Source organism: Aeromonas popoffii (assembly GCF_000820025.1).
In the GTDB taxonomy this organism is placed as follows: Bacteria; Pseudomonadota; Gammaproteobacteria; order Enterobacterales; family Aeromonadaceae; genus Aeromonas; species Aeromonas popoffii.
In genome coordinates, this window is the sequence record NZ_CDBI01000051.1 from 52,326 (window position 1) to 64,461 (window position 12,136).

At 57.5% G+C, this 12,136-nt stretch carries 7 protein-coding genes and 1 pseudogene; 3 read left to right on the plus strand and 5 right to left on the minus strand.

Annotated features, from left to right (window positions below):
* Nucleotides 1-19 precede the first annotated feature (19 nt).
* From rlmD to betB, 4 genes are all read right to left on the minus strand, one after another.
* A complete protein-coding gene (gene rlmD, locus BN1129_RS10120) occupies nucleotides 20-1,372 on the minus strand; it encodes a 23S rRNA (uracil(1939)-C(5))-methyltransferase RlmD (RefSeq protein WP_042036206.1) in 1,353 nt (450 codons plus the stop codon).
* A 190-nt stretch (nucleotides 1,373-1,562) separates the two neighbouring features.
* Nucleotides 1,563-3,005 (minus strand): ammonium transporter, encoded by a 1,443-nt coding sequence (gene amt, locus BN1129_RS10125; protein WP_042036208.1) that lies wholly within the window; start codon nucleotides 3,003-3,005, stop codon nucleotides 1,563-1,565.
* Nucleotides 3,006-3,940: 935 nt separating this feature from the next.
* Nucleotides 3,941-5,629 carry a choline dehydrogenase gene (betA, locus tag BN1129_RS10130; RefSeq protein WP_042036210.1) on the minus strand — a complete coding sequence of 563 codons (1,689 nt, stop codon included), beginning with the start codon at nucleotides 5,627-5,629 and terminating at the stop codon, nucleotides 3,941-3,943.
* A 125-nt stretch (nucleotides 5,630-5,754) separates the two neighbouring features.
* The gene (betB, locus tag BN1129_RS10135) at nucleotides 5,755-7,227 is read right to left on the minus strand and encodes a betaine-aldehyde dehydrogenase (protein ID WP_042036212.1); all 1,473 of its coding nucleotides are present in this window, start codon (nucleotides 7,225-7,227) and stop codon (nucleotides 5,755-5,757) included.
* A gap of 218 nt (nucleotides 7,228-7,445) precedes the next feature.
* Between betB and BN1129_RS10140 the strand changes: the two genes are divergently transcribed.
* On the plus strand, nucleotides 7,446-9,107 hold the full coding sequence (locus BN1129_RS10140; protein ID WP_219927892.1) for a BCCT family transporter: 1,662 nt from the start codon (nucleotides 7,446-7,448) through the stop codon (nucleotides 9,105-9,107).
* A 44-nt stretch (nucleotides 9,108-9,151) separates the two neighbouring features.
* On the opposite strand, the gene betI is transcribed toward BN1129_RS10140, so the two are convergent.
* Nucleotides 9,152-9,742, minus strand: coding sequence for a transcriptional regulator BetI (betI, locus tag BN1129_RS10145; RefSeq protein WP_042036215.1), 591 nt, complete (start codon nucleotides 9,740-9,742; stop codon nucleotides 9,152-9,154).
* A 106-nt stretch (nucleotides 9,743-9,848) separates the two neighbouring features.
* Here betI and BN1129_RS24190 point away from each other — a divergent pair.
* Nucleotides 9,849-10,168: pseudogene (locus BN1129_RS24190) on the plus strand (IS1 family transposase); the annotation flags it as partial.
* A gap of 1,240 nt (nucleotides 10,169-11,408) precedes the next feature.
* Nucleotides 11,409-11,939: a helix-turn-helix transcriptional regulator gene (locus tag BN1129_RS21825; protein ID WP_244463037.1), complete on the plus strand. Its 531-nt coding sequence runs from the start codon at nucleotides 11,409-11,411 to the stop codon at nucleotides 11,937-11,939.
* Nucleotides 11,940-12,136: the final 197 nt, after the last annotated feature.

Below are 12,136 nucleotides of genomic sequence, written 5' to 3' on the forward strand. Positions count from 1 at the left end.
CGCCCAGTCCAGCCTTCTGTCAGCCCTTGGCTGGCAGGCTCAGACGGGCAACCGCCTCCACATGCATGGAGTGCGGGAACATGTCCACCGGCTGCACTTCGTCCAGCACGAAGCCCTGCTTGACCAACCAGGCGAGATCGCGGGCCAGGGTCTGCGGGTTGCAGGAAACATAGACCAGACGGCGCGGTGCCATGGCAACCAGCGTCTGCAGCACCGCCTTGTCACAACCCTTGCGGGGCGGATCCAGCACCACCACATCGGCGGTCACGCCCTGAGCGTGCAGCTCGGGCATCAGCTGCTCGGCCTTGCCCACGTGGAATTCGGTATGCTCGATGCCGTTGAGGGCGGCGTTGCGACGGGCATCGCTAATGGCGCTCTCCACCGACTCTATTCCCACTACCTTGGCGGCCTTGCCTGCCAGGAACAGGGAGATGGTGCCGATACCACAATAGATGTCGAATACCGTCTCGTTGCCAGTCAGCTCGGCATACTCGAGGGCGCTGGAGTAGAGCACATCGGTCTGGGTCGGGTTGTTCTGGAAGAAAGAGAGCGGCGAGATCTCGAACTCGAGTTCATGGATCTTGTCGCGGATCACCCCTTCTCCCAGCAGCACCCGGTTGCTCGCGCCCAGAATGCGGTTGGTACGCTCATCGTTGATGTTCTGTACCAGGGTGGTAATGGGCAGATCGCTCAGGGCCGCCAGCAGCTCGGCTTCGAACGGCAGCGCTTCACCCAGGGTCACCAGCACCACCATCAGCTCGCCACTCTTGAAGCCCTTGCGGGTCATCAGGTTGCGCACGCAGCCGGTGTGGTTCACTTCGTCATAGGCGGCAATGTCGTGCTCGCGCATCCAGTTGCGCACCCGGGCATTGAGCGCCACGTGCAGCGGGTCCTGCACGGCGCAATCGTCCGCCGTGATGAGATCGTGGGAGTGCTTGCGATAGAAGCCAATCTCGGCACCGGCTTCACAGCCACGCACCGCATATTGCGCCTTGTTGCGATAGGCGAACGGACTCTCCATGCCGAGGATCGGGTTAACCTTGCTGTCACCCAGCCCGACCTGTTCCAGTGCGCTCTGCACCAGCGCCTGCTTGAGCTTGAGCTGAGCCGGGTAGGCCAGCGGGCGCACCTGACAGCCGCCGCACTCTGTGTTGGGGCAAAAATCGGCGACCCGATCGGCGGACGGCTGGAGCAGCTCGGTCACCTTGCCATGCAGATAGTTTGGCTTGACCTCGGTCAGCTCCACCAACGCCTGCTCACCGGGCAGCAGACCTTCGACAAACAGGGGGCGATCGAACAGGCGTCCCTTGCCATCCCCTTTGTCGGTCAGTTCCTGGATCTCGATCTGGTGTTGATGTCCCACTAACGGCATGAGCGGCTCCAAAGGCGTAGAAATAATGATGGGGAAAATGGGGCAAGCCCATTAAGGGTGGCAGAGTTTAGCGGAGATCCTGTCAAATTGCAGGCATAAAAGGTGGAGCAAGGCGCACTCCACTTTTGCAGACATAAAAAAACCGCCGGCATAACCGGCGGCGATCCTGTCAGCAAGTAACCCGACGCTGTTACAGGCTATAGGCTTTTTCACCGTGGGTGGTGACATCCAGCCCTTCGCGCTCTGCATCTTCCTTCACTCGCAGGCCGATGAGCAGATCCACCAGCTTGTAGGCCACGACCGAGACGGCCCCGGACCAGAGGATAGTGACCCCGACCCCGATGGCCTGGATCTTGACCTGGGCCAGGATGGAGTAGCCTTCCGCGACCTGGTTGGTGACATAGTCCCACACTCCGGTGCCGCCCAGATCCGGACTGGCAAAGACGCCGGTCAGCAGGGCACCGAGAATGCCGCATACCCCATGCACGCCAAACACATCCAGGCTATCATCGGCTCCCAGCAGACGCTTGAGTCCATGAACCCCCCACAAACCAGCCACGCCGCTGATGAGGCCCATCATCAGGCCACCGCCAACCCCGACGAAACCGGCCGCCGGCGTGATCACCACCAGACCGGAGACGGCGCCGGAGGCTGCACCCAGCAGGGAGGGACGACCCTTCATCATCCACTCGGCCAAGGTCCAGGAGAGCGCAGCCGCCGCCGGTGCCACCCAGGTATTGATGAAAGCCAGTGCAGCTATGCCATTGGCTTCCAGCGCGGAACCGGCGTTGAAACCGAACCAACCGAACCAGAGCAGGGAGGCCCCTATCATGGTCATGGTGAGGCTGTGCGGTGTCATGGGATCACGTCCGTAACCCAGACGCTTGCCCACCAGATAAGCCCCCACCAGACCCGCCACGGCGGCGTTGATGTGCACCACAGTGCCGCCCGCAAAATCCAGTGCACCATGCCGGAACAGATACCCGGCCGTCGCTGTCGCGGTTGCCGCTGCCTCGGCCGTGGTATAGGCATCCGGACCCGCCCAATACCACACCATGTGGGCCAGCGGTATGTAGGCGAAGGTGAACCAGATCACCGAAAACAGCAGCACGGCGGCAAACTTGATACGTTCGGCGAAGGCGCCCACTATCAGACCGCAGGTGATGGCCGCAAAAGCCCCCTGGAACACCACGTAGATGAACTCGCTGATACCGACCCCCTTGCTGAAGGTCGCTGCAATGGAGTCTGGCGTAACCCCCTTGAGCAGCACCTTGCTAAAGGATCCGTAGACACTGCTGCCCTCGGTAAAAGCCAGCGAATAACCGTAGAGGATCCACAGCACGCTGATGAGCGAGAACAAGGTGAACACCTGCATCAACACGCTCAGCATGTTCTTGCTGCGCACCAGGCCGCCATAGAACAGGGCCAGTCCCGGAATGGACATCAGGATCACCAGTGCCGCCGACAGCAGCATCCAGCTATTATCCCCCTTGTTGATGGTCACTCCGGCAGCAACTGGCACCGCAGCCAGCACGATGTCGGCCGACGCGGCCACCACCTCTTCAGCCCAACTGGGGGCGGCCAGCAAGGCGGCAAGCGCCAACAAACCTGTCATCACGAGTCTTTTGAGCATACAGCCATCTCCTTCCCTGTCGTCCCGGCACCTGTCCGGGCTCATTTCCTGATATGAACATCGAATCCGAGAATCCCCACAAACTCACACTCCACACACACACTTGCCACAACCTTGGTCATGCTTCCTTCATCGGGCAGCGTCATGGCGACATGATTGCTTTAAAGCATAAAACAGGCCAACTCACTAAATTGATTTAAATCAACATCTTAATGTCACGCAGGCGGGCTAGCGCACCAGATTGGAGCATAAGGCTCGCTAACCTGAGCAAGCGCGCACTTCTGCTGTGCAGCGCAACCAGCACGCACCGAAATAGAGCAGATCATAGGCCGGGATAGACCGCTGAGCGGTCACGGACGCACAGCCAAATGCGGCAAAAACAAGCCATCCAGCCTACACGCGATGAGGATTACCCAAGCAAAAGGGATACAGAAAAACAAAAGGCCACCCGCAGGGCGGCCTTAAGCCATTGAAATATAAATAGTGCCAGGGTCTCTATCGAAACGAGAAATGACAAAACTGATTTCAAAGGGAAACGTTAGATGTGAATTTTACTTACTACCCGCACCAGTGACGCTGGCTTCCGTACCTTCGCATCAGAGTGGGTATCTCCAGCCCCAAGTGGCCGCTACTCCCGGGGCGTTCTTACAGGGGAACCGAAGGTATTGAGTTTGTTTATCGCGCCCACATACGCCATCACGGCTCCAATCTGACCATTATATTTTGCAGGCTGGTAAAGCAACTCATTAGCCCGACGCTGAGCATGAGACATTACAACCCGCATGTGGGGAGGTGCCCCATGAACAAGATGACATGGCTGGGTATGCTCGTTGGGTAACAGGTCGGTTCAGTGAGGAAAACGGCCTGTGTGCTGGCCGCTTTACCCTCGGAATTGTTCAGCAAGGCGTTGTGGCACTAGGGTTGGCGGTTGTGTATCAGATAGCCCTTTGTTTTGTGAGGCGTGGCATAGTGTCACCCGCCGTGAAGTATTTTACTGTGCTGCGCGGCAGTGGGGCGCGGCCACGGATGTTGTCGGCAATCTTCTCGGCCATCATGATGGTCGGGGCATTGAGATTGCCAGTGACGATCAACGGCATGATCGAGGCATCGACCACACGCAACCCTTCGATGCCATGCACCCGTCCCTGACCATCGACCACGGCCATGTCGTCTTCGCCCATTTTGCAGGAGCACGAGGGGTGGTAAGCCGTTTCCGCATGCTCACGGATAAAGGCATCCAGTTCGGCATCGCTCTGCACGTCCTTGCCGGGGCTGATTTCGCGCCCGCGATACGGGTCCAGCGCCGCTTGCGCCATGATTTCGCGGGTGATGCGGATGCCGTCGCGGAACTCACGCCAATCCTGCTCGGTGGCCATGTAATTGAACAGAATGCTCGGGTGCTGGCGCGGGTCTTTGGATTTGATCTGGATGCGCCCGCGACTGGGGGAACGCATGGAGCCCATGTGCGCCTGGAAGCCATGTTCTTTCACCCCATTACTGCCGTTGTAGTTAATCGCCACCGGCAGGAAGTGGTACTGAATGTTCGGCCATTCGAACTCGGCGCTGGAACGGATAAACCCGCCAGCCTCGAACTGGTTGCTGGCACCTATGCCCGTGCCCTGAAACAGCCACTGCGCGCCGATGGCGGGCTGATTCCACCATTGCAGCGCCGGGAACAGCGACACCGGTTCTTTGCAGGCGTATTGCAGATACAGCTCGAGGTGATCCTGCAGGTTCTGGCCAACGCCCGGCAGATCGTGGACCACGGGGATCTGCAGTTCATTCAGCAGAGCTGCCGGGCCGACGCCGGAACGTTGAAGGATTTGAGGGGAGGCAATTGCGCCGCTGCACAGCAACACTTCGCGACGGGCGTTAGCGATGTGCGGGGTGTTGCTGTCACCCACCAGGTAGGTCGCACCAATGGCACGCTTGGCGCTAAATAGGATGCGATCGGTCAAGGCGTGGGTGACGATAGTCAGGTTGGGACGGGCACGGGCCTGGTCCAGATAGCCGCGTGCGGTGCTGGAGCGCCGGCCTTTGGGCGTGACGGTACGATCCATCGGGCCAAAGCCTTCTTGCTGATAGCCGTTGAGGTCGTCGGTACGCGGATAACCGGCTTGCACGCCGGCTTCGACCATGGCGTGGAACAGCGGGTTGTTGCCATGCTTCGGCGTGGTCACGCTCACCGGGCCTTCGCCGCCGTGGTAATCATTTGCCCCGATGTCACGGGTTTCGGCTTTGCGAAAATACGGCAGGCAATCCAGGTAGCTCCACTCTTCCAGGCCTTTTTCCTTGGCCCAGCCGTCGTAGTCCATGGCGTTGCCACGGATATAGCACATGCCGTTGATCAGCGATGAGCCGCCCAAACCTTTGCCACGCCCGCATTCCATACGGCGGTTGTTCATGTGCGGTTCGGGGTCGGTCAGGTACACCCAGTTATACCGCCGACCTTGCAGGGGGTAGGCCAGGGCGGCGGGCATTTGCGTGCGAAAGTCCAGGCGATGGTCTGGACCGCCCGCTTCGATCAGCAGCACGCTGACGTCCGCGTCTTCGGTCAGGCGGGTGGCCAATACGTTACCAGCTGAGCCGGCACCGATGATGATGTAATCGAATTCTTGTGGCATAGAAGCTCCTGTAGCCGGATGCACTCCGGAGAAAATGCGATGACGGTTCCCGGATGGCATCCGGGCTACGGGGCGGAGATCACTGTGTAGGGCGAATGACGCTGTTTCCCGCCTATGACAGGGCTTTAGAACACCGAGGTGTAGCCGCCCATTTCCAGCTGCACCGATTTGATCCGCGTGTAGTGCGCCAGCGTGGTCAAACCGTTTTCGCGACCAACGCCGGATTGCTTGTAACCGCCCACCGGCATTTCCGCTGGCGATTCTCCCCAGGTGTTGATCCAGCAAATACCGGCTTCCAGCTTGTGGATTACCCGGTGCGCGCGGTTCAGATCGCGGGTGACCACGCCAGCGGCCAGGCCGTATTCGGTGGCGTTGGCGCGGCGGATGACTTCTTCTTCCGTGTCGTAAACCAGAATGCTCATCACCGGGCCGAAGATCTCTTCACGCACTATGGTCATGTCGTCCTTGCAGTCGGTGAATACCGTGGGGGCCACGTAGGCACCGCTGGCGTATTCGCGCTCGGTCACGCGCTGGCCACCGATAAGCAGGCGGGCACCTTCGCGGCGGCCTTTTTCGATGTAGCCGAGCACGCTGTCCATGTGCGCGAAGCTGACCAGCGGGCCGAAGTTGGTGGCGTCATCTTGCGGGTTGCCCAGGCGAATACGTTTGACCCGCTCCAACACCTTGGCTTCGAAGCTCGCCTGCAGCCTGCGCGGCACAAACACACGGGTACCGTTAGTACAGACCTGCCCGGAGCTATAAAAATTAGCCATCACTGCGATATCAGCGGCTCGGTCGAGATCGGCGTCTTCGAAGATGATCAGTGGCGATTTGCCTCCCAGCTCCATTGTCACATCCTTGAGTGATGAACTGGAGGCGCTTGCCATGACCTTTTTGCCGGTCACAGTGCCGCCGGTGAAGGATATCTTTGCGATACCCGGATGCTCGGTCAGCCACTGACCGACTTCACGACCGCTGCCGGTGAGCACGTTAAATACGCCATCCGGCAGGCCGGCGGCGGTGTATATTTCTGCCAGTTTCAGCGCGCTGAGCGAGGTCACTTCGCTGGGTTTGAAGATCATCGCATTGCCGGCGGCCAAGGCCGGAGCGGATTTCCACAGAGCAATCTGGATCGGGTAATTCCACGCGCCTATACCTGCGACCACGCCCAGCGGCTCACGGCGGGTGTAGACGAAGCTGGTATCGCGCAACGGGATCTGTTCACCTTCGATGGCGGGGATCAAACCGGCGTAGTACTCCAATACGTCCGCACCGGTGACAATATCGACATAGCGCGTTTCCGAGAGCGGCTTGCCGGTGTCGAGGGTTTCCAGCTCGGCGAGTTCATCGTTGCGCTCGCGCAGAATGTCCACGGCCTTGCGCAAGATGCGTGAGCGTTGCATGGCCGTCATCGCCGCCCAGACCTTTTGCCCTTCGGTAGCGCTCGCTACGGCGCGCTCTACGTCCACCTGGTTGGCGCACTGCACTTTGGCCAACACCTCCCCAGTGGCCGGATTGATGCTGTCAAAGGTCTCACCACTGCTGGCCGCCACATAACGACCTCCGATATAGAGTTGTTGTTCATTAAATCGGGGCATCTTCGAGTCCTTTTGTGTTGATTTATGTGGTATCCGGCTACTGAAAATTGTTCGCACTGGTAGTAGTCCGGTCAGAGACTAGCTTATTTTTATTGAACATCCAAGTAACAAAAAATTGACATTTACGCATCAAGTAATAAGCTCAGCGCAGTGACTCTCACTGCCATACATCGCCGTAGCCGTTAAGCTGGCTGCAAGAACCTGATCGCGAGTCTGCTGTGGTCTATGTCATTGATTCGCATCGTTTGAGACCCTTCGGTGCGTTCGTTTCCATTGCCTTGGAGCTCACCTCCACCATGACGACTGCCTCTCTCATCACAACAACACCTGAAAAAGTGCGCTTGAATCCGACCGTGTTTTACGGATCGACGGCGCTGATCCTGCTGTTGACCTTGGCGTTAATCGCCTTCCCCGATGCGGCCGGAGTTTGGCTGGGCAAAGCCCAAGTGTGGCTGTCACGCAGTTTTGGCTGGTATTACATGCTGGCGATTGGGGCTTATCTGTTATTTGTGCTGTACGTGGCCTGTTCACGCTACGGCAACCTGCGCCTGGGGACTGACCACGAACGTCCAGAGTTCAGTTACGGGGCCTGGGCAGGAATGCTGTTCTCCTCGGGGATCGGTATTTCGTTGCTGTATTTCGCAGCATCAGAACCGATTGACCACCTCTACAACCCGCCCGAAGGCGAGCCAGGCACGACCTCGGCGGCGCGTCAGGCGCTGCAACTGACCTTTCTGCATTGGGGTTTACATGGCTGGGCGATCTACGCACTGGTCGGTCTTGCCGTGGGCTACTTTGCCTATCGCCACCAGCAACCGCTGGCCTTGCGCTCGGCGTTGTACCCGCTGTTCGGCGAGCGCCTGACCCGTGGCTGGGTCGGTAATGCCGTGGACTGCTTCGGCATTTTTGTCACCTTGCTGGGGCTGGTAACCAACCTTGGTATTGGCTCGCTGCAAGTGGCGTCTGGTTTTGAATACCTTTTTGGTATGTCCAACAGCCAGGGGGCGCTGCTTACGGTGATTCTGGTGATGAGTGCGGTAGCCACCCTGGCCGCCGTTTCCGGGGTGGAGAAGGGCATTCGCCGCTTGTCCAACCTCAACATCATTCTGTTTAGCAGTTTGCTGGTGTTCGTGTTGCTGGCCGGCGACACCTTGCATTTGCTCAACAGCCTGGTGCAAAACCTCGGTGACTACCTCAACGGTTTGGTACTGAAAACCTTTGACCTCTATGTGTACACCGGCCAGTCCGGCAAGAGTGAAGCGTGGATGGGCTTGTGGACCCTGTTCTACTGGGCGTGGTGGATTTCCTGGGCACCGTTTGTCGGCATGTTTATCGCGCGAATTTCCCGTGGTCGTACCGTGCGGGAATTGGTCTGCGGCGTATTACTGATCCCGCTGGGCTTCACCCTGGCCTGGCTGTCTATCTTCGGCAACAGCGCGCTGGAGCTGGTGATGAACCATAACGCCACCGATCTAGGCAAAGCTGCGCTGGAGCAGCCCGCCATGTCCATCTACCTGCTGCTGGAGCATTACCCCTGGTCCAAGGTGGTGATTGGCATGTCGATTTGCGTCGGCTTTGTGCTTTTCCTCACACCGGCGGACTCCGGCTCGGTGATGCTGGCCAACCTTTCACGCCAGGGGAGTGAACTGGACGAAGATGCCCCGTACTGGCTGCGGATCTTCTGGAGCATGGTCATCACTCTGGTGACCATTGGGTTGCTGTTCGCCGGTAATTTCACCGCCATGCAAACCGTGGTGGTGCTGGCAGGATTGCCCTTCTCGGTGGTGCTGCTGCTGTACATGTTCGCCCTGCTCAAGGCGATGAAGTCGGATTTGGCCGCCAGTGAGCAGCCAACGGCGCTGCCAGCCCTGCCGACATAAGGCTGAACCTGTCTCGGGTGACGCAGTGTGCGTCACCCTGACTCTTAGCCGGCTTTTTCCAGCTGCATGTCCAGGTAGTCATAGGCGATCTGCATCGCCTGGCGGGTGTCGAAGCTTTCACCAGACAAGGCCCCGCGCAGCCACAACCCGTCAATCAGTGCGGCAAGTCCACGTGCTGCGGCGCGTGCCTGTGCCTGCGGCAACACCCGGCTGAACTGCCCGCAGAGATTGGAATAGAGGCGGTGATCATTAACCCGTTGCAAGCGGCGCAGGGTGGGTTGATGCATGCTGGTGGCCCAGAACGCCAGCCAAGTCTTCATCGCCGGTCCGTTGACTTGGCTGTCATCGAAGTTGCCTTCAATCATGGCCCGCAAATGCGCGCGCGGTTGATCTGGCGGTAGGCCGGCGCGGCGTTCGCGCACGGCATTGCTTAGCGCCTGCATCAGGTGGCGCATGGTGGCGTCGAGTAACCCGTTCTTGTCGCGAAAGTAATGGCTGATGATGCCATTAGAGACTCCAGCAATCCGTGCGATGAAGGCAATGCTGGCATCGTTCATGCCGACTTGATCGACCGCTTCAAGGGTGGCAGCAATCAATTGTGATCGACGGATGGGTTGCATTCCGACCTTAGGCATCTGTTTCTCCGTCTATTGGGGGCCCAGTAATGCGCGCAGTCTAGGCCGGTTAAAATAATGTGGTCAATGTGCGCGTTAAAAACGCGCACCAAGGCAAGTAACCACCGAAAAGGTTGTGCTGGATGAGGTCACGCTTATCTGTGAGCTCGATGAGCTATGGGTCTATGTTGGCAACCAAAATAGTCGACATTTTTTTATGTCTTTGATACTAAAAGAAAACGAGTTGTTACCTACACCTTAGGTCCGCGCAACGATGAAACATGCCGTCGATTGCTGAACCTGCTTACCCCCTTCCTGCCTGGCGTTATCACCAGTAATGAGTTGGGAGGCTATGCCAGGGAAGTCCCGCGCGAGATAGACCTGACCGGGGAACTATTCACACAGCGTATCGAGCGTAACAACCTGACGCTCAGAGCGCGCATCAAGCACCATCAGGGCTGCATCATACGTGAAGCCTGAGCACGCTCACAGCCTCCCCGACGCCCACCGCCGCGTCTGCGTCACGGAATCCGCGCTCTTCCGCTCCCGCCTGCGCGCCGCACCAATAAAATTTTTTGCAAAAGTGGATTACCGCAAAACCATAGGCCCAGACAGCGCCAGATAAAGGATCCGCGGCTTGGTGAGGATCTGAAAGGATCGAAAGCAATTGCAGGGTTTTACAGTTTGAAAGGGGAATGCGGCCTTGGTGCGCTGGCGGGCCTACCTCACGGAAAATAGGTTTTCTGTGAAGTGTGTCCGGTCACACTTGCCGGAGTGCCTGTCGATGTGGACACACCAAGACACCGATCATCTAAACCTCGGTGGACACTATATGGACACATGGCCATTTGGGAAAGCCAGAAAAACGTAAGGCCACCCGCTTGGGTGGCCTTAAGTCATTGAATTAGTTGATGGTGCCGGGGTCACTCTCGAATCATTGACATATGTAGCTGTTTTATATAAATAAAATTCACGGCGCGCTTTATATATACCCCCATAAATACCCCCATAGTGATCTCACTGGGAGCGTATTCGGCAGATGATCAGCAAGCCTAGTTCCGCTTGAACTACCGAGTAAACCTCGAGGTATCTCTGCCACTTACTTGTTGCCCTAAACATCAACTCCAAGTTGTTGTTCGTTTTTCACTGCCAGGCACCAGCTGCGCAGTTTGCCCAGTGCCAAATCACCCTACAGCACTTGGTATCTCAGGTGCGGCCAATGTTGGCCATCCGTTGTTGTTCGTTTCTACGCAGTCAGCAACTGCGCAGTTTTGAGTAGGAGTGCGCAAATAAGTGCGCAGTTAATGGAAGGAATTGCGCAGTTTCCAAAAGAGACAACTCCTCTCTAGGCCTTGTGGCATAAGGCTTGGTCTAAAATTGCGCACTCCATTGCGTTTCGTTTCTGCGCAGTCAGCAATTGCGCAGTGGTGGGAGATGTGCGCAGTTTCATCTCGGCCCTTTCTATCAGGCAGAATCCCCTCTAGCCCTTGCCACACAAGACTTGAGCCCAATATCACACTTACACCTCGGTCATTTCTGCGCAGTACCCTGTGCGCAAATAAGTGCGCAGTTTGGGGGCAATTACGCAAATGTGACGTGCGAATTTTCAACGGCTGTCCTGCTGAGTGGATGCGGGTTTATCACGAACTGGGGTTCTTTAACTGTCGATCCAGTTGTGCGCAAAGGGATGACTCAGAGTACGCCAATTCTGTGGACCAATCTCATCACCGAGTGTTGCGACCAACAAGATATCGATGGGCTTGAGGTGATGCTGCAGGCACAGGATGCTGGTCTGCGTGATGGCATCACGATCCCCTGGCATGGGCCTAATGGCCATGTAGGGCTGCTCTCTCTTATCATGCGGACACCACGCACTGAACATCAATGGCTTAGCGCGGTTCCTTTTCTTAGCTGGCTATCAAGCCATGTCTTCGAAGCCGTTGCACGGGTGTGTTCGTCAGCAATGCCACCGCGTGACCCTTTAAGCTTGCGGGAACTGGAGGTCTGCCAGTGGGCGGCAGAAGGGAAACAAGTCAGTGATATCGCCAAAATCCTGGGCATAACCCCTAGAACGGTGACCTTTCACCTGGAGCGTATTGCCGAGAAGCTGGGAGCCAGCAATAAAAGCCAGGCGATATCCTGGGCGCTCAAGCAGGGGCTGGTGCGGCTCAATATCGATGCTGCGTTAGTGGGGAACGTTGATGAAGACGGTCAATAGTTCTGACTGGCGCAATTTATTGCCCACCTATTAGGCTAAATAACTGCCTTGGCAATATTTGCTGAGATATGTGCGCTGTTTGAGCGAAAACTTGCTCAGGGTTGTGCGGTTGAGGCTATGAGGTGGAGGTAAGTGATTGATAAATAATGAGAAGAGAAGTTGGCACGGTCACTGCTAAGGGTTTGGTCGAGTGCTAG